The sequence below is a fragment of the Burkholderia sp. THE68 genome, assembly GCF_009938265.1.
Classification (GTDB): Bacteria; Pseudomonadota; Gammaproteobacteria; order Burkholderiales; family Burkholderiaceae; genus Caballeronia.
Map to the genome: position 1 here is coordinate 1,422,157 of NZ_AP022315.1, position 20,235 is coordinate 1,442,391.

At 63.9% G+C, this 20,235-nt stretch carries 20 protein-coding genes; 8 read left to right on the forward strand and 12 right to left on the reverse strand.

The features are described from left to right. Positions 1–6: 6 nt before the first annotated feature. The 3 genes from paaB to BTHE68_RS06765 all read right to left on the reverse strand — a co-directional run bounded on the left by paaB (position 7) and on the right by BTHE68_RS06765 (position 1,947). The gene (paaB, locus tag BTHE68_RS06755) at positions 7–291 is read right to left on the reverse strand and encodes a 1,2-phenylacetyl-CoA epoxidase subunit PaaB (RefSeq protein ID WP_014191517.1); all 285 of its coding nucleotides are present in this window, start codon (positions 289–291) and stop codon (positions 7–9) included. Positions 292–308: 17 nt separating this feature from the next. After that, positions 309–1,313, reverse strand: a complete 1,005-nt coding sequence (paaA, locus tag BTHE68_RS06760; RefSeq protein WP_162065681.1) for a 1,2-phenylacetyl-CoA epoxidase subunit PaaA — start codon at positions 1,311–1,313, stop codon at positions 309–311. 319 nt (positions 1,314–1,632) lie between these two features. After that, positions 1,633–1,947: a DUF4148 domain-containing protein gene (locus BTHE68_RS06765; protein WP_162065682.1), complete on the reverse strand. Its 315-nt coding sequence runs from the start codon at positions 1,945–1,947 to the stop codon at positions 1,633–1,635. Positions 1,948–2,326: 379 nt separating this feature from the next. Here BTHE68_RS06765 and BTHE68_RS06770 point away from each other — a divergent pair, with 379 nt between their 5' ends. After that, on the forward strand, positions 2,327–2,653 hold the full coding sequence (locus BTHE68_RS06770; RefSeq protein WP_162065683.1) for a DUF4148 domain-containing protein: 327 nt from the start codon (positions 2,327–2,329) through the stop codon (positions 2,651–2,653). Between the two features lie 156 nt (positions 2,654–2,809). Here BTHE68_RS06770 and BTHE68_RS06775 read toward each other — a convergent pair whose 3' ends face one another. Both BTHE68_RS06775 and BTHE68_RS06780 read right to left on the reverse strand, forming a co-directional pair. Next, on the reverse strand, positions 2,810–3,925 hold the full coding sequence (locus BTHE68_RS06775) for a hypothetical protein (RefSeq protein ID WP_162065684.1): 1,116 nt from the start codon (positions 3,923–3,925) through the stop codon (positions 2,810–2,812). Positions 3,926–4,100: 175 nt separating this feature from the next. Then, a complete protein-coding gene (locus BTHE68_RS06780) occupies positions 4,101–4,307 on the reverse strand; it encodes a hypothetical protein (protein WP_162065685.1) in 207 nt (68 codons plus the stop codon). A 269-nt stretch (positions 4,308–4,576) separates the two neighbouring features. Here BTHE68_RS06780 and BTHE68_RS06785 point away from each other — a divergent pair, with 269 nt between their 5' ends. Beyond that, entirely contained in the window at positions 4,577–5,623 is a 1,047-nt protein-coding gene (locus BTHE68_RS06785; protein WP_162065686.1) for a T6SS phospholipase effector Tle1-like catalytic domain-containing protein, read from the forward strand. 205 nt (positions 5,624–5,828) lie between these two features. Next, positions 5,829–7,394, forward strand: coding sequence for a hypothetical protein (locus BTHE68_RS06790; RefSeq protein WP_162065687.1), 1,566 nt, complete (start codon positions 5,829–5,831; stop codon positions 7,392–7,394). Here the strand turns inward: BTHE68_RS06790 and BTHE68_RS06795 are convergent. Further along, positions 7,383–7,703: a hypothetical protein gene (locus BTHE68_RS06795; protein ID WP_162065688.1), complete on the reverse strand. Its 321-nt coding sequence runs from the start codon at positions 7,701–7,703 to the stop codon at positions 7,383–7,385. The genes BTHE68_RS06790 and BTHE68_RS06795 overlap by 12 nt on opposite strands. A 161-nt stretch (positions 7,704–7,864) precedes the next feature. On the opposite strand from BTHE68_RS06795, the gene BTHE68_RS06800 reads away from it, so the two are divergent. Beyond that, on the forward strand, positions 7,865–8,623 hold the full coding sequence (locus BTHE68_RS06800; RefSeq protein WP_162066812.1) for an SDR family NAD(P)-dependent oxidoreductase: 759 nt from the start codon (positions 7,865–7,867) through the stop codon (positions 8,621–8,623). A gap of 96 nt (positions 8,624–8,719) precedes the next feature. Here BTHE68_RS06800 and BTHE68_RS06805 read toward each other — a convergent pair whose 3' ends face one another. From BTHE68_RS06805 to BTHE68_RS06820, 4 genes are all read right to left on the reverse strand, one after another. After that, positions 8,720–9,967 (reverse strand): porin, encoded by a 1,248-nt coding sequence (locus tag BTHE68_RS06805; RefSeq protein ID WP_162065689.1) that lies wholly within the window; start codon positions 9,965–9,967, stop codon positions 8,720–8,722. A gap of 500 nt (positions 9,968–10,467) precedes the next feature. Then, the gene (locus tag BTHE68_RS06810) at positions 10,468–10,740 is read right to left on the reverse strand and encodes a hypothetical protein (RefSeq protein ID WP_162065690.1); all 273 of its coding nucleotides are present in this window, start codon (positions 10,738–10,740) and stop codon (positions 10,468–10,470) included. Positions 10,741–10,819: 79 nt separating this feature from the next. After that, positions 10,820–11,977, reverse strand: a complete 1,158-nt coding sequence (locus tag BTHE68_RS06815; protein WP_162065691.1) for a Rieske 2Fe-2S domain-containing protein — start codon at positions 11,975–11,977, stop codon at positions 10,820–10,822. Between the two features lie 112 nt (positions 11,978–12,089). Next, positions 12,090–13,010, reverse strand: coding sequence for a LysR family transcriptional regulator (locus tag BTHE68_RS06820; RefSeq protein WP_162065692.1), 921 nt, complete (start codon positions 13,008–13,010; stop codon positions 12,090–12,092). 96 nt (positions 13,011–13,106) lie between these two features. Between BTHE68_RS06820 and BTHE68_RS06825 the strand changes: the two genes are divergently transcribed. Then, complete coding sequence (locus BTHE68_RS06825; RefSeq protein ID WP_162065693.1) at positions 13,107–14,036, forward strand: DMT family transporter; 930 nt, start codon at positions 13,107–13,109, stop codon at positions 14,034–14,036. Here BTHE68_RS06825 and BTHE68_RS06830 read toward each other — a convergent pair whose 3' ends face one another. Further along, entirely contained in the window at positions 14,037–14,684 is a 648-nt protein-coding gene (locus tag BTHE68_RS06830) for a DUF938 domain-containing protein (protein WP_162065694.1), read from the reverse strand. It lies immediately after the preceding gene. A gap of 352 nt (positions 14,685–15,036) precedes the next feature. Here BTHE68_RS06830 and BTHE68_RS06835 point away from each other — a divergent pair, with 352 nt between their 5' ends. From BTHE68_RS06835 to BTHE68_RS06845, 3 genes are all read left to right on the forward strand, one after another. Continuing rightward, entirely contained in the window at positions 15,037–15,573 is a 537-nt protein-coding gene (locus BTHE68_RS06835; protein WP_162065695.1) for an ankyrin repeat domain-containing protein, read from the forward strand. A 146-nt stretch (positions 15,574–15,719) separates the two neighbouring features. Further along, entirely contained in the window at positions 15,720–16,847 is a 1,128-nt protein-coding gene (locus BTHE68_RS06840; RefSeq protein WP_232077858.1) for a PRC-barrel domain-containing protein, read from the forward strand. 31 nt (positions 16,848–16,878) lie between these two features. After that, positions 16,879–18,120, forward strand: a complete 1,242-nt coding sequence (locus BTHE68_RS06845) for an MFS transporter (RefSeq protein WP_162065696.1) — start codon at positions 16,879–16,881, stop codon at positions 18,118–18,120. Positions 18,121–18,794: 674 nt separating this feature from the next. Here BTHE68_RS06845 and BTHE68_RS06850 read toward each other — a convergent pair. Next, positions 18,795–20,177, reverse strand: a complete 1,383-nt coding sequence (locus BTHE68_RS06850; RefSeq protein WP_162065697.1) for an FAD-containing oxidoreductase — start codon at positions 20,175–20,177, stop codon at positions 18,795–18,797. Positions 20,178–20,235 lie beyond the last annotated feature (58 nt).

Here is a 20,235-nt window from a genome sequence, read left to right on the forward strand (position 1 = left end):
CCGCCCTTACATGTGATTGATTTCGTCGGGCAGCACGAAGAACGTCGGATGCCGATAGATCTTGTCGGCCGCAGGCTCGAACAATTCACCCTTGTCCGCCGGGTCCGATGCTGTGATCGCCGCCGACGGCACCACCCAGATGCTCACGCCTTCCTGACGGCGCGTGTACACGTCGCGCGCCATGCGCAAGGCCGCGCCCGCGTCCGGCGCGTGCAGACTGCCGCAATGCTTGTGATCCAGTCCCTGCTTGCTGCGCACGAACACTTCCCAGATCGGCCATTCCTTGTTCATCTTCATCGTCTCCATGCTCATGCAGCTTGTTGGTGGGCGCGGACCTTCTGTTTCTCCGCGTAGGCAAGGGCCGCTTCGCGCACCCACGCGCCCTCGTCGTGCGCCTTCACGCGCGTGGCGAGGCGCTCCTTGTTGCACGGGCCGTCGCCGTTGACCACGCGCCAGAACTCTTCCCAGTCGATCTCGCCGTAATCGTGCGCGTTGCGTTGCGCATTCCACCTCAGATCGGCATCGGGCAGCGTGACGCCCAGAATCTTCGCCTGCTCGACGGTCGCGTCGACGAACTTCTGACGCAGATCATCGTTCGAGATGCGCTTGATGCCCCATGCGAAGGACTGGCCGCTGTGGATCGAATCCTTGTCGCTCGGGCCGAACATCATCAGCACCGGCCACCACCAGCGGTTCACCGACTGCTGCACGAGGTCCTTTTGCGCCTGCGTGCCTTTCATCATCGAGAGCAGCGCATCGAAGCCCTGGCGTTGATGGAACGACTCTTCCTTGCAGATGCGGATCATCGCGCGGGCGTACGGGCCGTAGGTGCAGCGGCACAGCGGGATCTGGTTCATGATCGCCGCGCCATCGACCAGCCAGCCGATCACGCCGACATCGGCCCAGGTGGGCGTCGGGTAGTTGAAGATGCTCGAATACTTGGCCTTGCCCGCGTGCAGCGCGGCGACCAGTTGATCGCGCGAGACGCCGAGCGTCTCGGCTGCGCTGTAGAGATACAGGCCGTGGCCGCCTTCGTCCTGCACTTTGGCGAGCAGAATCGCCTTGCGCTTCAGACTCGGCGCGCGGCTGATCCAGTTGCCCTCGGGCTGCATGCCGATGATCTCCGAATGCGCATGCTGCGAGATCTGACGCACCAGCGTCTTGCGATATGCCTCGGGCATCCAGTCCTGCGGCTCGATCTTGCCGTCGGCTTGCATAATCGCGTCGAAACGGGTCTGGTCCGGCGAAGCGGCCGATGAGGCTGCGTCGCTTGACTGCGTGGGGCTCGGGAGGTCGAGGGATTGGGTGTACATGCGGGGCTCCGCCGTCTTTTTTGAGATGCGATGGAGCGAGTATAACTATTAACCGACCGTCCGGTTGATTAATTTTATTTGCAATCGTTTCGGGTTAAATAGCATCGCGTTAACCCGATAAATGCTCTTCCTTCGTTCCAGAAAACGAACGCAAAAAAGCCCAGCCGTTGCGGACTGGGCAAAACCACCGGTAATCCGGCGGCGGAGGTTGCTTCAACATTCGCGCACACCGCGTCTGGCGTGCATTTCGAGTTTTGTATGCAATCGACCAGTACGCGTCACATCACGCGGCCCGGCTCCGGCATCGCTCTGAACCGATTCACTGACCGAAGAACACGCCCTGCGGATCGACGCGCTTGCTCGCGCGGCCCGATTGCGACGCCGCGCCTGTCGACGCTCCGTATCCTTCGGCCTGCGCCTGAGCGAGGCGCACGTCATCGACGCGCGCTTCAGCCGCCTGCAGTTTCGCCGGGTACGACGCGTCTTCTGCGGCCGGCGAGTAACCGGCCTTCTCGAGTTGAATGAGTTCGGCGCGAACTTCGGCACGGCTCACCGGTGCGCTCGATTGCGCAAACGACGCAAGCGGCGAGGACACGACAGCGGCTGCGATGACTGCATTAACCCACGATTTCATGATGGACCTCCCTGTTTTCGATAGCGCCCGACTCGCTTCACGAATTCAGGCACGTCGAGCGGACGATCGAAGTCTAAGTGCACCGCAGCAAATGATCATTCGCCACAATCAGGAAGCATCTTTACGAAATCGGTAAAAGAATGGCGCGTATGCCGGCACTTGAGAACGCTGCGCAGCATGCCGGAGTCCTACCACCGCGATCTAGGCTTCCTCACGCCTCGCATCGCAACAAAACACAGTTCCGATTATTTCCATCTCAACAATGGTCATTCAACGGAAACGAGAATGATCTTCGGAGGGCTCGTCTTTACACTCCGTTCACAAGCTGCTTAACACGAAACCCGCAGCACGAACAGACATCCGAATCGGAGGTAACACCATGAAGACGCTCATTTCCGCAGTCGCCGTAGCCGCTGCTCTCGCCGTTCCCGCCCTCTCGTTCGCGCAACAATCCGACGCGCCGCTCACACGCGCCCAGGTTCGCGCCGAACTGGTTCAGCTCGAAAAGGCTGGCTACAACCCGAACATCAGCGACCCGTCCTATCCGTCGAACATTCAGGCGGCGCAAGCTCGTGTGAGCGCGCAAACGCTCGCGCAAGCGCCGGTGCAATCGAGCGACTATGGTTCGGTCGCCAATGGCTCGTCGCAATCGGGCCGCACGACCGGTGTTCAACCGCGTGCGCTCGGCGCCTACTTCGGTCAGTAAGCGATCGACGTCGGCTGAGTAGCGAAGGGGCGACATCGCAAGATGTCGCCCCTTCGCGTTTTGCATGCACCATGCACGATGGCATTTTGCATTCCGCATGCTTGATTCCGGTCAGCCGCCGCGGTCCCGGCCTCCAAACCAGCTCCGCCACCCGACCTAATTCGCCGGAATCGTGACGACCGGCGACTTCGACGTATCCGTGACTTCCGCAAGCGCCATCAGATTCTGCACGACCGTGAACGCGTACTTCGAATCGAAATCGCTGCGAGCGATCCAGTAGTTCGCCTTGTCGTACAACACGCTCACGTAGGCATCCTGAGGGGGCTTCTCGCCCACCTTCACGATAATCGTCGGCCGCGTCTCTCCGCCGATCAACCCGATGCCCGGCTTGGTCGCGCCGCTGCCCACCTGTTCGTCCGGCACGGCGATCTGCGCGCCCAGATCGGTGAGGATGCCGAGCACCGAGCGCGTGACCATCGGAATGCGATCCTGATTCGACGATTGCCCGTAGACGATCTCGTAGGTTTTCATCTTCGGCGAGAGATGCAAAAGCTTTCTCACGAGCGCGAGATCGTCGACGACTTCCTTGTTGTTGCCGCTGCGCGTCGCGCCGAGCGTGATGAAGACGCCGCCCTTGTCGGCGCTGTTGCCACCGCTGCCCTTGTCCTTCTTGCCGGCCTTGTCGTCATCGGTATTACGTGACTCGATATTCAGTTCGCCCGCCAGTTGCAGTCTGCGCAGCGCCCGCAGCAGCAGGAAGAACTCGGGCGAACCCGATGCGTTCGGTCCACCGAGTGCATTGCCGTTCTGCAAGCCGCTGACCGATTGCGCGGTGATGCGTAAAAGCAAGTCGATCGGAATGCCGCTTTCCGCGAGCGGCATCACGAGCGTCGGCGAAAGCGGCCGGATATAGGCGCTCGCGTACGCGTCGCCGGTGGTCGGCGTGAACGTGAAGGTCGGATGATTCGAGTAGGAGACGCTGCCCGTCGCCTGCGCGTAGTTCGGCTGTGCGCCGGAGCCGGCGTTCAGCACGACGCCGCCGGTGGTATCGAACGTATAGGCGGCGATGATGCTGCTCACGGTGAGAAACGAAGGCGCGTCCGCGAAACGCAATCCGACGATCGCGGCAAGAATTTCACGCTTCTTCGCATCGCCGAGGGCGCGGGCGTAGTCCACCTGATCGGCTTTCAGGCGGCTCGGGCCGATGCCCACGCAACCCGCTGCGAGAATAGAGACGGAGAGAATGGCGAGCGATAAGGCTTTCCTTGTCATGAGCGTTTGATCGAGGGTGAAAAGGAGGATCGTCGGCGCGCGGCCGCGGAGCACCCGGGCGACGGTCGCAAATTTCATACCTTTGGGTGCAAACGATCTCATCCGGCGCGTTGCGCGCCGGTTTTAGAAGGCTTCGCGACTCAACGTGTTGCGTCAGGCCGCGAGCGAAGTCCGATCACGAAGTGCCGTGCTGCGCGTCCGATTGCGCCTGCTTCTCGCGCGAAGGTGCCTCGGCGATATTGCGTGCTGCTTCCTTGTGTTGGGCAACCAGCGCATCGAGACGGTCCTGCGCGAAGCGCGGGCCCTCGTCGCGAGCGAAAGCTGGTGCGGCGAGCGTCGCTGCCGTGAGGACGATGATCGTGGCGATAGGCGTTCTTTTCATGATTCACCCCGCGATATTGGATGCGGCAACCCCCAGTGCGGCCGCCCGACTAGGATCGCACATCGGCACCGAGGCTGCGCGACGCGCGCTCGCGTCTGCGCTACTCGCATCCCTCGTCTTTCCGCCAAAATCCAGCGTGCCCGCGCATGCGCCACGTTTTGCTCCGTTGGCGTGCTTGCGCATTGTTCGCGGATTACCTATTCCTTACTTCGGGGCATCTTTTGTCATACCGGCGCCGACAAGACCGGAACACCTCGGAGACCGTGCTCATGAATCTCGCCATCTTCTTCGACGGCACGTGGAACGAGCCCAACGATCGCACCAATGCGTATCTGCTCTACAAACTCGCGCCCGAGACGGACCAGCAGGAAACCTTCTATGTGGCGGGCGTCGGCACGCAAGGCAATGGATTGTTTTCGCTCGCCAACAAATTTCTCGGCGGCGCATTCGGCGACGGCCTGAGCGAGAACATCAAGAGCGGCTATGCATGGCTGTGTCAGCGCTACAAGCCGGACGCGAAGATCTACATCTTCGGCTTCAGCCGCGGCGCGTATTCCGCGCGCAGCCTGGCCGGACTGATCCGCAAGTGCGGACTCGCGAACGACTGGAGTCCGCCTTCGATCGATCAGGCGTACGGCATCTATCGCGACAAGGACGTGGGGCCTTCGGATCAGACGGTCGTCGACTTCCGCAAGCAGTTCACGCGCGAAGTCGATGTCGAATTCATCGGCGTGTGGGATACGGTCGGCGATCTCGGCATCCCGCTCGATGGCCTGCCCGTTCCGGGCTTTTCGAGCTACTACAAGTTCCACGACACGACGCTCTCGAACCGCACGAAGGCGGCTTATCACGCGATCGCGGCGAACGAGTTCCGCTCGCTCTACAAACCGACGCTGTGGACACCCGGCACCGAAACGCGCGGCGGCGATCTGCCGCTCGAACAGCGCTGGTTCGCGGGCGCGCATGCGAACGTGGGCGGCGGCTATGTCACGCCGCCGCGCACGCCCGAGGATCTGCTGCCGCTCATTCCCGCCGAATGGCTGCGCCAGAAGGCAGCGGACAAGGGTCTCGAGATCGACGGTCCGATCAAGATTCCTCAGCAAGCGTTCCAGTCACAGCCGATCGATTCGTATGCCGAATTCACCGCGCATCATCCGTTTCTGCAAGTGGTTTGCAAGAAGCAGGCGCGCGTAGCCGGCAATGCGCTTAACGAAACGATCGACCCGAGCCTGCTCGCGCGCCTCGCGACGCCGGGTTTCATCGACATGTATCCGGCGCTCGTCGCTCAGTTGAAGGCATTGCCAGTTGGAACATAAATTCAGGAATCCGCATCGTGTGATGATGTTGTGTGCGCATGCACGCACACGTCGTTGCAAAACGATGCCTAAAATTCCTCTACCAAACGTTTGCGCTGCAAACGATCGCGGATAGTTGCAGATGAAATCATCTGCGCGACGCGCACGATCCAGACCGATGTCCGCCCGCAGCCCATGCTTCGCCCGGACTTGAAGGGAGACCGGCATGAGCACACCTTCCACGACGGACTTCGTCGAACACGGCGCAGCGGGCGTCATCGACAACGACAACGACGCCGATGGCGACTTCAGCGACGGACAGCCCGGCCCGCGCGCGGAGGCGGACATAGTCAAGTGCGAGGCGCTCATCTCGCACGCGGCCGAAACCGGCACGCTTCTCGACAAGGCCGATGTCGACGCGGTGCGCGGCGCGCGCGCCGCCTTCGACCAGGGCATCTGGAGCCGCGCGATCGGCAGCGCGTTCTATGGCGCGATGAGCCGCATCGCGGCGTCGGTGCAATATCCGGGGCGGCGCATCGTCGACGATCTCGATCACTGCCGCGACATGGTTTCGTACGGCGCGCAGAACGGCAGGCTGCTCGATGAGCAAGATATCGAAGCCATGTCGAAAGCGCGCGCCGCGCAGCAGGACCACACGTGGAGTCCCGAGATCGAGAGCGCGTTCTACGCGGCGATGAGCCGTATCGCGCATGCGGTGACGCCGGTCGTCGCGGAAACGGCGGGCACCGAGGCTAGACAAGGCGCGCGGCGCGCGATCCGCATCTACACGCATTCGGCGATCGCGCTGACGTTGCTGGTCGTATCGCTGTCGTGCCTGCTGTTCGTCGCGAATCAGGTATCGACCGATATCTCGACTGTCGTCAAGCAGAACGACGCGGCCGCGCTCACGCTGCACAACCAGTTGCAGGCGCACGCGGTCGCAATCGCCGAAGCCGCCGCGAAAAAGGATGCGGTCGCCTTGATCGCGCTGCAAAACTCCCAGCCTGCGCTGCAGATCAAGGAAGAGTTGCAGAGCTTCGCGACCAATAACCGGCAGCTTTTCGCGGATGTATCGCGCATCAGCGCGTTCACGACGAGCCTCGGTCTCGGCGCGATCCGTAGCCCGTACAAGGCGCCCTGCGACGCCGAGGAGAACGTGCTCAATTTTCAGGGCGCGTATCGCACGTCGCACTCGCCGAAGTACTACGGCGGCAAGGTGGCGAGCGGCGACTGGCAATGCAATCCGGATGTCGCGCGCAAGGTGCTGGAAATCACGCTGCCGCTGCTCGCGAAGCCCAACGCCGAGCCGGGCGACACCAATCCGCCGACCGATCTCGATGCGGTCGCGCAAGGCTTTCAGAAGATCGCGGTGTATCAGGACATTCGCGCGATGGCGCTGTATGCGAACGACATCATCCTGTCGATCGTGGGCGCGGTGACGGGCTTCCTGCTGCCGGTGCTGTATGCGTGGCTCGGCGCGTGCGCCGCGATTCTGCGGCAACTATCCGCCGATTCAGCGGCCAATACCTTCCACCCCGAGCACTCGAAGGTGGCGAACCGCGCGCACGTGACGAGCGCGATCATCGTCGGCATTTCGATCGGTCTCTTCAGCAAGCTGCTCGAAGGCGGCAAGGACGTGTCGCCGCTCGCGATCGCGTTCGTTGCGGGTTATGCGTCGGACAAGTTCTTCTATTTCGTCGACCGGCTCGTCGGCGCGATGTTTCCGCCCCGCAGCGATGCGCCGGCGCGCGCCACGCGCAACGCACCCGCGCGACCGCCTTCACGACCCTGATTCGTCGAGTTCGAATTCGATGCTCGGATAGTCCTGCAGCCGGCCGCTCACTTCGGCCTCGCGCCCGCTCGTGAAAAGGCCGTCGAGATAGTCGAACGACAACTCGCCCGCGAGCGCCTTCAGCGCCAGTTCCGCGCTGCGCTTCGGTTCGGTTTTGATATCGCCCGAATCCATGCAGGCGCAGAATTCCCCGTTCTTCGAATCGATCCCGCCGATGTCGATCACCTTGCCGTCGACATTCTGGGCGAGCACGCGCTGCTCCACCGCGAATAGCCTGAACGGGCGTTCCCTGCTCTCACGATTGGCCATGGTGCGATTCTCCGGTGAATGGACCGATCAAAACGATGGAGCAAGGGCCGCGCCCGTCGCGTGTGCGTCGCAGCATCGACTCGCCTTCCTGAGCGCGCTGCGCCGTCCTACAGTGAACCATCGGTAACGCAACGACAGGAGCAGTCACCGTGAACGGAACCATGAGCGGCAAAGTCGCCGTGATCACCGGCGCGAGCCGCGGACTCGGACGCAACGCCGCATTGAAGCTCGCGCTCCAGGGCGCCGGCGTGATCGGCACTTACAACCGCAACGAGGCGGCCGCGCAGTCGCTCGTCGATGAAATCGCGCACGCCGGCGGCAAGGCGGCCATGCTCGCGCTCGATGTCGCGCGCTGCGATACCTTCGCCGCCTTTGGCGACGCGCTCTGCAAGACGCTCGAAGACACCTTCGAGCGCGAGAATTTCGACTTTCTGGTGAACAACGCGGGCATCGGCATTCATGCGCTTTTCGCGGAAACGACGCCCGAGCAGTTCGACGAGCTCGTCAATATTCAGTTGAAGGGGCCGTTCTTTCTGACGCAGACGCTGTTGCCCTATCTCCACGAGGAAGGCGCGATCCTCAACGTGTCGAGCGGGCTTACGCGCTTCGCGCTGCCGGGCTTTGCGGCGTATGCCGTGATGAAAGGCGGAATCGAGGTGTTCACACGCTATCTCGCGAAGGAGCTCGGGCCGCACGGCATCACCGTGAACACCATCGCGCCGGGCGCGATCGAGACGGACTTCGGCGGCGGCGTCGTGCGCGACGATCACGATACGAACCGGTTCATCGCGGATAACACGGCGCTCGGGCGCGCGGGCGTGCCGGACGATATCGGCGGCGCGATCGTGGCGATCCTCTCGGAGGGCAATCGCTGGATGACGGCGCAGCGCGTCGAGGTATCGGGCGGGATGTTCATCTGACGCAGTGCTTCGTTACGATTGCGCGCCGCCCGTGGGCGAAAAAAAACCGGACGCCAGGGCGTCCGGTTTTCGTGCTGCGGTACTGCGAAGCGTCGCTTAGAAGCGGTGGATGATGCCCACGCCCGCCGCGAACATGCTGCGCGATGCCGACGGCGCGCTCTGGAAGCCATCGCCGATCGTCGCGTTGGCCGCCGTCTGACGGTTCGACGTCGTGCCCGACGGAACTGCCAGCGTGTTGCCGTTCGCGCGCTGGAACGCTTCGAGCGCGTACAGGCCCGTGCGCTTCGAGAGCGAGTAGTACTGCGAGAGGTTGAACTGGTGGTACGAAGCCGCATCGTTGATGCCGTTCGCCTTGCTGGCCCACGTGTAGCTGTAGCCCGCCGCGAAGTCCCATGCCGGCGTCGCCTTCCAGTGCAGCACCGTGCCGGCCGTGTTGAACACGGCTTCGTCGGTGAACAGCGAGTTCGTGCCCGGGATGTACTGAACGTTCGTGTACGTGACCGAGATGTCCCACGCGCTGTTGAACTGGTAGCCGCCCGCAACGGCGAAGCGCTGCTGAGCCTGCGCGCGCTGATAACCGGCGGTGACCGCCGACACGCCCGGCTGACCGGCGCCGGTCGTGCTCGTCGTATCGTTGATGGTGGTCGACTGACCGCTGTAGATGCCGCCGCCGTTGGCCGCGTTGTTGATGCGCGAGAACGCCACCGCGCCGCCGATCGGGCCTTGCTGATACTGGATCGCCGCCGACCAGGTCGAGCCCTGGTACACGCTGTCGGGCACGCCAGCGAGCGAGTACGAGCCGCTCACCGTGAAGCCGTAGAGCTTCGGCGACGTGTAGACGATCGAATTGTTCGCGCGGTAGATCGTGTCGAGGCCGTCCAGATCGCCCGGGTGCGCGCCGAAGTAGCCGGTCAGCCAGTTCGTCGGGCTATACGGCGAAAGCAGCGTGTAGTACGAGGTGTACTGGCGGCCCAAGGTCAGCGTACCGTAGCCCGGGTTCGTCAGACCGACCCATGCCTGGCGGCCGAACATCGCGTTGGTGAATTGCTGGCCGCCGCTGTTGATGTCGAAGCCCGATTCCAGCTGGAAGATCGCCTTGTTGCCGCCGCCGAGATCTTCAGCGCCCTTCAGGCCGAAGCGGCTGCCCGCCCAGATGCCCGAGGCCATCTTGACGTTCGAGCGGCCCGGGTTCGTCTTGGCCAGATTGGTCTGGCTGCTTTGATAGACGATCGAATCGTCGACGATACCGTACAGCGTGACGCTGCTTTGCGCGAAGGCCGGCGCAGCGGCTGCGAACGCCGTGGCTGCGACGATTGCGCACTTGGTCATCGTGAAACCCTTCATTTTTTCTCCTCAAGCGTTGGGCAGATACTTCCGTGCGAGTCTGGAACCGGTGCCGCCGTAACGGCTTTGATATGTTTCAACTCGTAACTTTTATCGGAGGCAAGTGTATGGCTTACAGACAGAATGCGAAAGAAAGACGCGCTTTTGTGTCGTTTTTTTTCACTGTCTGGTTAACCAGTATTTTCCGGCACGCAGATATTGGGCAATCGGGCACGAAACTGACAGGAGGCTGACGAAAGCATGGCGTCGACTCAGCGCCTTCAGGGCTTCCCGAACGACATCCCAAACGCGCCAATCCGCCGTCCGGCCCGCTGTGCAAGGCCGTGACGGGACTCTGCGTTGCAAGACGCTCAGATGTTTATTGGGGTTCGAAAAGAAACCGGTCCGAACGGACCGGAGACGTGGTGTCGATGAAGCTCGACCGCCAGAAAGACGGCCGGCGTCGCCGGCGCGTCGAAAGAATTTTGCAAGCTACCCTGCAATACGCCCGTGCGAATCCTTCAGTGCTCGATCTTCCCCCGCAGCTCGCGCGCGGTTTCGAGCAGACCTTCGTAGCCCGAGCGCGCATGTGAAGGCAGATCCGGATCGCCGACGAGCGTGCCGAGCGTTTCGATGATGCTGTAGAGGATGCCCTTGGCCGCGCTCGCCGCCATCTTGCCTGCCGCGTAGGATTCGTCGACGTGCGAAATGGCCGCATCGAACTGTTCGACTTCGGGATGCGCTTCTCCGATCTCCGGGGCGTCGTCGCGCGGCTTGGTCGGATCGCTGTTCATGATGATGGTCCTCCGTAGTGGTCTGCTTTCTGTATAGCGCCACCGCGCGAAGCATGCAATCGGCGCATCGCCGCACGCATCAGGAAGCGGGCAGATCCTGCACTTGCTGGATGAAATGAATCCGCCGCGTGTCGCCCGAATTCCTGCCGGCGCCATGGGGCACGCCGCGTTCCATCAGGAGCGCGCGCAAATCGTTGATGACCGGAAAGACCTCGTGATTGTGATCCGCGCCCTGCCGGTCATGCGCTTCCTGCTCGCGCTCGACGATCCAGCGATCCTCCTTGAAGATGCGCTCGGTAAACCACACGAGCAGCGGCCATGCGGCGTCGAGCAGGACCGGCACCTTCGGACGGCGGATCGACAACAGCCCGAAGGTGCGGTTCGTGCGCTGCTCGGCGTCGAGCGGCACGTAGGCGATCCACAGGTCCATGACCATGGTGTCGTCCTTGGTGCGGATCTTCAGTGTCTGATACGGATATTCGGTGCGAACCGTCATCACGTCCTTCTGGCCGTCGGCGGGCTTCGCGCCGCGCTTCTGACCGAACACGAGCGCCTCGCCGATCGGCTGTTTGCCCGCCTCGCGCGCGAAGGTGTAGTCGACTTCGATCCAGTCCTCGCCGCGCCGTCTGCCGAGCGAACGCGCGCGCATGCTGCCCATCTGCCGGCGATGCAGGAACTGATGGTTCATGTCCATCAGGTTTTCGTGCATGAAGGAATAGTGGCAATTCACCGCGCGTCCGAAGCGGCGCGTCTTGTACGCACGATCGGTGGCCGAGACGAGGTCGGGGAATTTCGCGCCTTCGGCGAGCGCCGGGTCGCCCGGGAACACGAATACCAGACCGCCCGCCTCGCGGCACGGATACGCCCGCACGCCGTTGGGCAGACGCTCGCGGCCGAGATAGGGAACGTCGGTGCAGCGGCCGGTGCAGTCGTAGGTCCAGCCGTGGTAGCAGCAGCGGATCGATTCACCGTCGACGACACCCGCCGACAACGGCACCTGCCGATGCGCGCAGCGGTCCTCGAGCGCGAACACCTTGCCCGATGCGGTACGCACGAGCACGATCGGGTCGCCTGCGAAACGCACGCCGTGCGCGCGGCCGGCCTTCACTTCGCGTGACCACGCGAGCGGATACCAGTGATCGGGATGGATATCGATACGGCGCAGATCGCGCGGCGGGCGTGATGGTGCATCGATGGAACCGGCTTCCTGCTCGCCTTGGGGCAACGCTGCGTGCATGTACAACGCCTCCGGTGAAAAGGAGATCGGATGGAGCGCCGCGGTCACATGCGGAGCAATGAACGACCATTCGCAGTCTACACGGCGCCGGTGGTTTCGGCGCGTGCGGGCATTACAACGGTTCGCCGAGATGCGCGTGCAGATAGTCGATCAGCGCGCGCACCTTCGGCGGCAGAAAGCGGTTGGGCGGATACAGCAGCCAGACCGGCCCCTGATACGCGCGCGCCTGCATTTCCCAATCGGTGAGCACGGTTTGCACCCGGCCCGCGGCGAGCGCGTCGCGGGCGGCGAATTCCGGCAGCGCCGCGATGCCGAGGCCGGCTTCGGCGGCCTCCAGCCGCGCGCCCGCGTGATTGGCGATATAGCGCCCGCGCACTGCGACGGTCACCGTCTCGCCGTTGTTTGTGAAGCGCCAGCGATTGTCGTCGGCAGTTTCGCCCAGATGGATGCAATCGTGACCGGCAAGCTCGCGCGGATGCGCCGGCGCGCCGCGCTCGCGCACATAACCCGCCGATGTGCACAGCACCCAGCGCACGCGCCCCAGTTGCCGCGCCGCGAGCCCTTGCGGCGGATGACTCGTCGCGCGGATCACGAGATCGATGTCGCTCGCGAGCGGGTCGATGTCGTGGTCGGCGAAGACGAGTTGCAGGTCGACGTCCGGCCAGGCGGCGAGAAACGCCGGCACGAGGGGATGAATGACGGATTTCGCATAAGCCGTGGGCGCCGACAGCGCGACGCGCCCCTGCGGCTTGCCCGACAGCTGGCCCGCGGCATCGACCGCGCCGGACGCGGCCGCCGCCATGTCGCGGCAATGCCGGTAGACGTGATAGCCCGATTCGGTCACGCGCACCTTGCGCGTCGAACGTTCGAGCAGGCGCGTGGCGAGCGCCTCCTCGAGGCGCTTGATCTGACGGCTGACGGTCGATGGCGTGATGCCCAGTTGCCGCGCCGCAACCGAGAAATTGCCCGCGTCGACGACGCGCGCGAACACGGCCATGTCGGGCATCAGATCGAAGAGATCGGCTGGATTCATTTGTGCATTCGCGACAATAAAGCTGTGCATCGGAACCCGATTATCACCTCGACTGCATGATTGGACAATGATCGCTCCCTTCATCGGAGTCGCCGCATGATCATCGATCCACCCGCCCGACGCCTGCTTCCGCTATCCGATCTGCTGCTGTTCGCCGTCGCGATGGTGTGGGGCAGCAGTTACGGCATCGTCAAGAGCGCGCTCGTGTTCTATCCCGTGCTGGCGCTGCTCGCGCTGCGCTTCGGGATCACGTTCTGTCTGCTTGCCGTGCACTTGCGGCATCTGCGGCACGCGAGCGCGGCGACCCTGCGCGGCGTGCTCGTCCTCGGCCTTCTGCTGCTGTCGATCTTTCTCGCCGAGACCTTCGGCGTGCTGCACACGCGCGCCGCGAACGCCGCGTTTCTGATCAGCCTGTGCGTCGTGTTGACGCCGCTCGTCGAGTGGGCGCTGCTTCGGCGGCGTCCCGGCGCGGCGGAGTGGCTCGCGGTCGGCGTATCGTTCGCGGGCGCGTGGCTGCTCGCGGGCGACGGCGCGTTGTCCTTCGACTTCAATCCCGGCGATTGGCTGATCCTCGCCGCCGCCGTGCTGCGCGCGCTGGCAGTTTGCGTGACCAAGCGCGTGCTGCGCGCGGCGCCCTTGCCCGCGCTCACCGTGACGGCCGTGCAGGCGGGCGTCGTCGCTTCGGGAAGCGCGGCGATCGCCTTGCTCTTCGCGCCGTCGCAATGGCAGGCGTTGCCCGCGCTCGCCGGTCACGGCATGTTCTGGGGCTCGGTGCTGTATCTCGTGTGCGCGTGCACGCTGTTCGCATTCTTCGCGCAGAACTACGCGATCGGCCGCAGCAGTCCGACGCGCGTCTCTCTGTTGATGGGCAGCGAGCCCGCGTTCGGCGCGCTCTTCGCGAGCGTGTGGCTCGGCGAGCATGTGTCGATGGCGGGCTGGATCGGCGGCGGGATGATCGTCGCGGCCTCGCTGATGGCGACGGTGCCCTGGCGCGGGATGTTCGCGGCGCGTCCGAGCGAAGCTTAGCTATGCGCGCTTCTCGAACACTACGCTGAAGTTATTGGCCGGCATCGCGACTGTCTCCACCAGCGTGAAGCCGGCCTTTTCGCCCAGTTTCTCGACTGCCTCCATGTCGCGCACGCCCCAGCGCGGATCGTTCGCGCGCAACTGCTCATCGAAGGCTTCGTTGCTCGGCGCGGTGTGGGCGCCGTTGCGCCGGTAAGGCCCATACAGGTAAAGTACGCCCCCCGCGCTCAGGCGCGCGCGCGCGCCGCGAAACAGTGCCTCGGCAGCTTCCCAGGGCGCGATGTGAATCATGTTGATGCACACGATGGCCGCCGCGTTCGCGATGCCCCAGTCGTCATCGAGCACATCCAGCGCGAGCGGCGCGTTCAGGTTCGCGAGAGCCGAGTGAGCGCGCCATGCGGCAATGGAAGCGCGCGCGTTCGCGTCGGGATCGCTCGGCTGCCAAACGATGCCCGGCAGCGCCGCGGCACAATGTGCGGCGTGCTGCCCGGTGCCGCTCGCGATCTCCAGCACGACGCCGCTTGACGGTAAAACGCGCGCGAGGACCGATAGAATCGCATCGCGATTGCGCTCGGCGGCGGGTGCGCGGCGGCGCACGGAAGGGTCGGGATGCTGGGTGTCGCCGGAGCCGGATGAAGCGGAAGTCATATGCGTTCGATGCGCGTGCGCGCCAAGGGAGCGAAAGTCGCATCGAGCCTAATGGTCCACGCGACGAAGCGTCAAGCTCCACGTTCGCCCGAATGCGAAAGCTCGCCGGGTTGGCGCGTTTCGTGCTGCATCGCCGCGCGGAAAGCGCGTTCCGCGAGCAAACCTGTGTATGCTCCCGGTTGATCCCGCGTCTGCGTTTGCATTTTGCATGCATGTGCATTTCATACCGAATGCCAGTTTGAATGCATTGGAAACGCATGCAAAATGCCAGCGCGACATGACGCCGAGCGCGCCGAATCCATCCCGACGAACCGAGAACCGCGCACGCGGCGCGATCGACATGGAGTGAATCATGCAGCACGACCCGAAACGCAGCCCCACGCCGCATTCGAACGATGGCCCCGACGACGACATGATCGCGTTCGCGAGCGAAGTGTTCGATGTCGCGCGCCGTGGCGATGCCGCGATGCTCGATGCGCTCCTGAGCAAGGGCGTGCCGCCCAACCTGCGCAACGACAAGGGCGACAGCCTCGTGATGCTCGCGAGCTATCACGGCCACGCCGAAGCCGTGCGCGTGCTGCTCGGGCACAAGGCGGACCCGAATCTGCGCAACGACAACGGTCAGACGCCGATCGCGGGCGCCGCGTTCAAGGGCTTCGCCGACGTGATCGAAACGCTGCTGGATCATGGCGCGGATGTCGAAGGCGCATCGCCCGACGGCCGCACCGCGCTGATGATCGCGGCGATGTTCAATCGCGTGGAGATCGTCGACTTGCTGATCGCGCGCGGCGCGAATGCCGATGCGCGCGACGCCGGCGGTTTTTCCGCGCGTGACGCCGCCGAGAAGATGGGCGCACCCGACACGGCCGCGCGACTTTCGAAGGCATGAAGCCGTCCGCTCGACGCGATGTTCTTTGCATGCATGATGCAATCCGCTGAACGAACGACGCCCCATCTGCGTCGAAGCGTTCTGACCAGCACCGATCCAATAACGAACCAGACAAGCAGGTGACCCGGAACCATGGAGCTTTTGCGATGACAGGCGGTTTCTCGCATCGGGGTGACGTCGTCGATGCCGCCGCACGCCTGATTCTGCGTACGGCGGCACTGATCATCGCGATCGGACGCGGGTTGCGCGCGCTGCGTCCGACCACGAGCCTGTCGATCGCCGCCGCGTTGGCGCTCTCCGCTTGCGGCCTGATGCCTCAGCAGACGCCCGCGCCGATCGTCGAGCATTCCTATATCCCGGCGCCCGAAGAGACTGGCTCCGGCGAGCCCGAAGAGCCCTTGCCCGCCGTGCAGGCCCCGGAACCGGCTTCCGCCGTGAAGCCCGCGCCCGCGCCGAAGCCGAAGCGCCGTGTCGTCAGGCCGAAACCGCCGGAGCCTGCTGTCGCCCCGCCGCCCGAGCCGCCGGAACCGCCGCCTCCGCCGCAGATCATCTCCACGCGCATCATGCAGCACGAGCAACTGCACGGCCTGCTCGACGCCGAGGTGCAGCGCGCCGACGGCAAGGTCGTCGGCCGCGCGGTGGACATGTACGTCGATGCCGGCGCAAAGCCGAAGCTCATGATGGTGAATCTGTCGGGCTTCCTCGGCGTCGGCGACCGCAAGGTGAACTTCCCGTGGTCGGCCTTCCGCTTCACGCCGAATTCGAAGACCGCGCCGATCACCTTCGTGCCGCCCGCGCCGGCCGCCAAGGGCAAGCCGGCGGAACCGGCGCCGAAGCCTCAACCGGTCGCCGAGGCGCCGGCGAGCCTGCTGCAACTCGTCGATTCGACGGTGACGCAAAAGAGCGGCGCGCGTATCGGGCGCGTGGTGGACGTGCTCGTCGACTCGCAGGCTCAGCCGCAGGCGCTCGTGCTCGATCTGTCCAGCTCGCTCGCGGGCGACAAGCGGCATGTGGCCGCGAACTGGGGCGACCTGCACGTGCTCTCGCGCAACAAACAATGGCAACTGCAGATGGATTTCAACGACGCGCAACTCAAGGCCGCGCCGACCTACGCGCCCGAGCAGCCGATCAAGATCGTGTCGCCGATCGTGCCCGCCCCCGCGCCGGCTTCGACCGCGAGCGCCGCATCGGCGCCGGCAGCTTCGGCAGTGTCGGCAACGTCCGGCTCCGTGTCGGCGCAGGCGCCGGCTTCGGGTGCGCGCCCGGCCAGATAACGGATAACGAGATCGAGAACCGATTCACAACATGGTAATTGCACGCAGTCTGCGCGCGCTCGACTGGCTGAATTTCTTTGTCGCCAACGTGCAGACCGGCTTCGGCCCTTTCATTGCTTCGTACCTCGCGGCCAACAAGTGGACGCAGGGCGAGATCGGCCTGATGCTTTCCGTCGGCACGATCAGCGCGATGGCGAGCCAGTTGCCGGCAGGCGCGCTCGTCGACGCGATGCGCAACAAGAAGTTCGCCGCGCTCTCCGCGATCATCGCGATCATCGTGAGCGCGCTCCTGCTCGCCGCGAGCCCGACGTTCGTCCCGGTGTTCGCCGCCGAAGTGCTGCATGGCTTCGCGAGCTGCATGCTCGTCCCTGCGATGGCGGCCATCTCGCTCGCCCTCGTCTCACGCGCGGATCTCGGCGACCGGCTCGGCCGCAATGCGCGCTGGGCGTCGATCGGCAGCGCTTTGACGGCGGCGTTGATGGGTGCGTTCGGCGAGTATCTGTCGCTGCGCTCGGTGTTCTTTCTGACGGCCGCGCTTGCGTTGCCGGCGATCGTCGCGCTGCGCATGATTCATTACGATCTGGCGCCCGTGGTGCCGCGCGCGCCGCCGGGCAAGCCGAAGTTGACGCCCGAAGGTGAAGAGCGCGAATCCTTGCGCGAGTTGCTGAAGGACAGACGGCTTCTGATCTTTGCGGCGTGCGTGGTGCTCTTTCATCTCTCGAATGCGGCGATGCTCAATCTCGCCGCGGGCGAAGTCACTGCGCACATGGGCGACAACGTTCAACTCGTGATTGCGGCGTGCATCATCGTGCCGCAGTTCATCGTTGCGGCGATGTCGCCGTGGGTCGGACGGCAGGCGCAGAAATGGGGGCGCAGGCCGGTGCTGATCCTCGGCTTTTGTGCGCTGCCGGTACGGGCGATTCTTTTTGCGGGCGTGAGCAGCCCTTACCTGCTCGTGCCGGTTCAGATGCTCGATGGCATCAGCGCGGCGGTGTTCGGTGTGATGCTGCCGCTCATCGCGGCGGATGTCGCGGGCGGCCGTGGGCATTACAACCTGACGATCGGATTTTTTGGACTTGCTGCGGGGGTGGGGGCTACGCTTTCCACAGCGGCGGCTGGGTTTGCCGCGGATCGCTTTGGCACTGCGATGAGCTTTTTCGGCCTCGCCGGGGCGGGGGCACTTGCGGTGTTGATGGTGTGGCTAGCGATGCCGGAGACGCGGGGGGCGCATGGGGTGAAGGAGGAACCGGCTAAGCCGCCGGTGGAGGCTTGATGTTTTTTGTGTTGGGATTTTGGGTTGATTAGGTTTACGTAGAATCCTGATTTCGTGTCGGTTTATTAGCACTGCCCCTGTGCGGGGCGGCAGTCACTTTCTTTGCTGCTGCAAAGAAAGTAACCAAAGAAAGCAGCCCGACACGCCCGCGGTCACACGCAATTTGGGTATCCTTCTCCTCGCTCGTGGCCTTTGTAGCGAGTGCCCTCACAGGCCACCTCGGGCTTGGACCGCGCACGGTCTGTCACATCGCACCACGTGCGTGGCTGGTTCAGCACGAATTGGCTCCGGCCCGCTTCGCGGCCGATGGGTCAATCGGGTCTGCGTGTGCTTCTGCGTTTCTACTTTCTCGTTGGTTTCCCTTGCATACCCCACGGCAGCGCGCAGCGCTGTGCCGGAACTCTTTCGTGCTGAACCAAAGCGCTAAAAGTCCTAGCTCGTCAGACCGTGCGCGGTCCAAGCCCGATGTGGCCTACGAGGGCACTCGCTACAGAGGCCACGAACAACGAGAAGAACACCCAAATTGCGTGTGACCGCGGGCGTGTCGAGCTGCTTTCTTTGGTTACTTTCTTTGCAGCAGCAAAGAAAGTGACTGCCGCCCCGCACAGGGGCAGTGCTAATACACCGACACGATCACGGGATCCGGCGACAACAACAAACCAACAACAACAAACTCACCTCAACGGCCTCAATCCCTCAAGCAAGGTCGGAATCAACTCACTCACCGTAGGATGAATATGCATAGCCCGCTGCAGCGTAGAAAACGGCGCATCCGCATTCATGATATCGATGAAAGTATGAATCACCTCATCCCCTTCGATGCCATAAATCGCCGCACCTAAAAACCGCTTCGATTGCGCATCGACGAGCGCCTTCATGAACCCATCCGTCTCCCCGCGCTCCCGCGCGCGCCCCACGCGGGTCATCGGCATCGTTGCGATGAGCGCATCGCGTCCATCCTTGCGCACCTCCTCCTCGCTCATGCCCACCCGCGCAAACGGCGGATCGACAAACACCGCATAAGCCATGATGCGCGTATCGGCGCTGCGCGATTCCCCATCGAGCAGATTCGAAGCGATGATCTCGTAATCGTTCCACGACGTATGCGTAAACGCCCCGCGCCCGTTGACATCGCCGAGCGCATAGACGCCTTCGACGCGAGTGCGCAACTGCCCGTCCACATCGATCATGCCGTGCCGGTTCACCGCGATGCCCGCACGCTCCAGCCCCAGATCGTCGGTGTTCGGCGTGCGGCCCGTCGCGAACAGCAGATGCGATGCGTCGATCGTGTCATCGCCGCTCGATATGCGTACGCCTCCCGCCGACGGCTCCACGCGTTCGATCCGCGCCCCGAAGCGAAACTCGATGCCCTCGCGCACGAAGACATCCTGCATCGCGCGCGCGACGTCCTCGTCCTCACGCGCCAGAATGCGATCGCCCCGCACGAGCAAGGTCACGCGACTGCCGAAGCGGCGGAACATCTGCCCGAATTCGAGCGCGATATAACTCGCCCCGACAATCACGAGATGCTCCGGCACCTCGGTCAGTTCCAGGATCGTCGAATTGGTCAGATACGGCACGCGCCCGAGCCCGTCGACCTCCGGCACCACCGCGCGCGTGCCCGTGTTGATGAACACGAGATCGGCGTCGATGTCCTGCGTCGAGCCATCGCTCGCTTCGATCGATAGCGCATGCGGCCCCGTGAAGCGTCCGTGCCCCTTGAACACGGTGAGGTTCTCCGTGCCGCGCAGCCACTTCTCGATACCCGTGCGCGAGCCGCCGATCACCTCGTCCTTGCGCGCCTTCACGCGCGCCATGTCGATGGTGATATCGCCGCCGATCATCACGCCGTATTGCGCCGCCGTGCGCGCGACATGCGCAGCCCGCGCGCTCGCGACATAGGTCTTGGTCGGCGTGCAGCCGACGTTCACGCAGGTGCCGCCAAACAGATGCCGCTCGATCACCGCCGTGCGCCTGCCGCTTTGCGCGAGCCGCACGGCAAGCGGCGAGCCGCCCTGCCCCGTGCCGATGACCACCGCATCGAAATGCTGTGACATGCTGGTTCTCCCCCGGCCGTATGCGCCGCCGACGCAACCGACCGTGCGAATGAAGCGG

What these genes read in the sequence shown, in the direction of transcription:
- paaB (WP_014191517.1), bottom strand. Translation starts at nt 291, where the DNA reads ATGAACAAGGAATGGCCGATCTGGGAAGTGTTCGTGCGCAGCAAGCAG.
- paaA (WP_162065681.1), bottom strand. Translation starts at nt 1,313, where the DNA reads ATGTACACCCAATCCCTCGACCTCCCGAGCCCCACGCAGTCAAGCGAC.
- BTHE68_RS06765 (WP_162065682.1), bottom strand. Translation starts at nt 1,947, where the DNA reads ATGAAATCGTGGGTTAATGCAGTCATCGCAGCCGCTGTCGTGTCCTCG.
- BTHE68_RS06770 (WP_162065683.1), top strand. Translation starts at nt 2,327, where the DNA reads ATGAAGACGCTCATTTCCGCAGTCGCCGTAGCCGCTGCTCTCGCCGTT.
- BTHE68_RS06775 (WP_162065684.1), bottom strand. Translation starts at nt 3,925, where the DNA reads ATGACAAGGAAAGCCTTATCGCTCGCCATTCTCTCCGTCTCTATTCTC.
- BTHE68_RS06780 (WP_162065685.1), bottom strand. Translation starts at nt 4,307, where the DNA reads ATGAAAAGAACGCCTATCGCCACGATCATCGTCCTCACGGCAGCGACG.
- BTHE68_RS06785 (WP_162065686.1), top strand. Translation starts at nt 4,577, where the DNA reads ATGAATCTCGCCATCTTCTTCGACGGCACGTGGAACGAGCCCAACGAT.
- BTHE68_RS06790 (WP_162065687.1), top strand. Translation starts at nt 5,829, where the DNA reads ATGAGCACACCTTCCACGACGGACTTCGTCGAACACGGCGCAGCGGGC.
- BTHE68_RS06795 (WP_162065688.1), bottom strand. Translation starts at nt 7,703, where the DNA reads ATGGCCAATCGTGAGAGCAGGGAACGCCCGTTCAGGCTATTCGCGGTG.
- BTHE68_RS06800 (WP_162066812.1), top strand. Translation starts at nt 7,865, where the DNA reads ATGAGCGGCAAAGTCGCCGTGATCACCGGCGCGAGCCGCGGACTCGGA.
- BTHE68_RS06805 (WP_162065689.1), bottom strand. Translation starts at nt 9,967, where the DNA reads ATGAAGGGTTTCACGATGACCAAGTGCGCAATCGTCGCAGCCACGGCG.
- BTHE68_RS06810 (WP_162065690.1), bottom strand. Translation starts at nt 10,740, where the DNA reads ATGAACAGCGATCCGACCAAGCCGCGCGACGACGCCCCGGAGATCGGA.
- BTHE68_RS06815 (WP_162065691.1), bottom strand. Translation starts at nt 11,977, where the DNA reads ATGCACGCAGCGTTGCCCCAAGGCGAGCAGGAAGCCGGTTCCATCGAT.
- BTHE68_RS06820 (WP_162065692.1), bottom strand. Translation starts at nt 13,010, where the DNA reads ATGAATCCAGCCGATCTCTTCGATCTGATGCCCGACATGGCCGTGTTC.
- BTHE68_RS06825 (WP_162065693.1), top strand. Translation starts at nt 13,107, where the DNA reads ATGATCATCGATCCACCCGCCCGACGCCTGCTTCCGCTATCCGATCTG.
- BTHE68_RS06830 (WP_162065694.1), bottom strand. Translation starts at nt 14,684, where the DNA reads ATGACTTCCGCTTCATCCGGCTCCGGCGACACCCAGCATCCCGACCCT.
- BTHE68_RS06835 (WP_162065695.1), top strand. Translation starts at nt 15,037, where the DNA reads ATGCAGCACGACCCGAAACGCAGCCCCACGCCGCATTCGAACGATGGC.
- BTHE68_RS06840 (WP_232077858.1), top strand. Translation starts at nt 15,720, where the DNA reads ATGACAGGCGGTTTCTCGCATCGGGGTGACGTCGTCGATGCCGCCGCA.
- BTHE68_RS06845 (WP_162065696.1), top strand. Translation starts at nt 16,879, where the DNA reads ATGGTAATTGCACGCAGTCTGCGCGCGCTCGACTGGCTGAATTTCTTT.
- BTHE68_RS06850 (WP_162065697.1), bottom strand. Translation starts at nt 20,177, where the DNA reads ATGTCACAGCATTTCGATGCGGTGGTCATCGGCACGGGGCAGGGCGGC.